The 412-nt window shown below is 61.7% G+C and carries 1 pseudogene; it reads right to left on the reverse strand.

The features are described from left to right. Positions 1 to 412, reverse strand: a pseudogene (locus tag E0L20_RS23765) (type VI secretion system tip protein VgrG); the annotation flags it as partial.

The raw sequence follows: 412 nt of genomic DNA on the forward strand, positions 1-412 counted from the left end.
GTATGTATCGCCTGCATACGGTTTCGCCATCCGCAGCCACAGATACCCGTAACCGGGTTCCGTCCCCTCCCGGTCGAAGTCCGGCTTCACCCGGTAGCGCCCCTGCTCGTCCAGGTGAGCGTAGATATCGTTCTTTTCCCGGCTCTCAATCCGCGCCGGAAGCGTACCGTGAATTTCCGGGCGCGGGATGTCCACCGGGCGGAAACAGTAACGTTCGGTGTAAGGCATGCCCCAGACCGACACGTGCAGGCGGGAATCACGGGCACCCCGGAAGGTCACGAGCGTGAGGACAACTCCTTCTTTCAGGGCCGTAATAACATCCCCCTGCGGCTCCAGCAGCTGGCCGGGCGCGAGGTGTGAGGCGTTGCTGAACAGGTGGATACAGGCTGATTTATTCAGTTCCCGCTCGTGG

The organism is Enterobacter wuhouensis (assembly GCF_004331265.1).
GTDB lineage: Bacteria > Pseudomonadota > Gammaproteobacteria > Enterobacterales > Enterobacteriaceae > Enterobacter > Enterobacter wuhouensis.